This window comes from Staphylococcus sp. HMSC061G12, assembly GCF_001838465.1.
Taxonomy (GTDB): domain Bacteria; phylum Bacillota; class Bacilli; order Staphylococcales; family Staphylococcaceae; genus Staphylococcus; species Staphylococcus simulans.
The window spans coordinates 1-1,537 of record NZ_KV837082.1 but is presented as its reverse complement, the minus strand read 5'-3'; the positions used below and the strand labels follow the sequence as shown (position 1 = coordinate 1,537).

The following is a 1,537-nucleotide window of genomic DNA, read 5'->3' as shown; positions in this document are numbered from 1 at the left end:
TACAAATCTTTTTGCAGCTAATCCAAAAAAGAGATCAAGCAACTTTATGCTGCTTAATCTCTGTATTTTAGCCCACCAGTTCTATTTGGTTCTCTGTCAAATAAAAAAGGAGCGATTTTCATTTTTATTAGGTTTCAGAACAATTATATCCCAGCCGCGTTACATTACGGAAGTGCTTAATGATTTAGCTACACCTATACTTTCTTTTTTTAATGATTGTAGGTTATATACATTTTATAATTCTTTATATTTCTTTGAAGTGGTAAATATATGAAACGCCTTCTTTCTTTTTAACTAATAACTTTTCCTGTATTAGTTCCTGACAAATATTTTCTATTGTATTATAAGTGCCGCCAAACTCATTCATTATTCCAGATAATGTATATTTTATATAGCGCTCATTCAAGTTATTTTGTTCATTTAAAAAATAACTATAGAAAAGTTTTGCTCCATTACTTAAATGACTGTATTTTCCATTTATTAAATCAATGTGAATATATATTTTCTCCCGATTTACTGGCATGTTTAGATGTACTTTAGAATAATAAGTATATTCAATAAGTTTATGCTTTTTTAGTATCCGTTTACTTTGTCTAAAAGTTTCTCGACTTATATTAGCTAATTGAATAATTTGATTTTGGTTTATTGACAATTTGTTATAAACATTCATAAATGAATACATCAATGCTAATATATATTTTTGGTTGGCCTTAACTTTTTTATAATCTTCACTGTTTAATATTTCTTTAAAAATGAAGTAGTCTCTATCCATCTTTCCCACTCCGTTAATATAGAATAACTTTAATCTTTTTATTTTCTATTTGACCGATTCTAAAAATTATCCTCCTTTGTTTCTCACAATAAAAACTCCGAATTTTCGAACTTTTTTATATGATAGTTAACATTTATATTCCTATCTCAATACATAGTAATATAGGTAATCGTTCCTACCATAACTACTCTATATCAGGGAATCTAATTATATCATTACTATACAATAACACTGATTAAGTGTTAAAGCTAACTTTGATACATAATTTAATTTGAATTATAATCACTAAGCTGTTTAACTCGTTACAAAACATCTAAAAACTGTTCATTTATTATACATACTTTCATTCAGTCTAACAAAAATCAAACGTTCATAAGAATCCTATGTCGAGGTATGTAACTTTCCTCGAATGTCTTGCTCAAAGTTGTTGCTATATAATTTTTTTTTGGATATACTAAACTTTGAATTACACTATATTGTTTACTTCGACATATTTATGATTAACACTAAAGAAAAAGGGGCTGTTTTTTTGAAAAAAACAAGAAGGAAATTAGATTTTCTACCAAATATCAATAACAAATATTCCATAAGAAAATTCACAGTAGGTACTGCATCAATTTTAGTAGGTGCAACATTAATCTTTGGGGCAGGACATGATGTAGCTAAAGCAGCAGAAGAAGATGCTAGTACAGAACAAGCATCAACAGAAGAAAAAGTAACAAGTGAAGGTGCAACAACAGAACAGCCTTCAACAGAAGAGAAGGC

Annotated in this window: 2 protein-coding genes; one reads left to right on the top strand and one right to left on the bottom strand. The window is 28.0% G+C overall.

Features of this window, described 5'->3' with window-relative positions:
* Nucleotides 1-244: 244 nt before the first annotated feature.
* On the bottom strand, nucleotides 245-772 hold the full coding sequence (locus HMPREF2937_RS07290) for a hypothetical protein (RefSeq protein WP_070626401.1): 528 nt from the start codon (nucleotides 770-772) through the stop codon (nucleotides 245-247).
* Nucleotides 773-1,301: 529 nt separating this feature from the next.
* Here HMPREF2937_RS07290 and HMPREF2937_RS07285 point away from each other — a divergent pair.
* The coding region (locus tag HMPREF2937_RS07285; RefSeq protein ID WP_256274560.1) for a YSIRK-type signal peptide-containing protein at nucleotides 1,302-1,537 on the top strand (236 nt) is incomplete at its 3' end.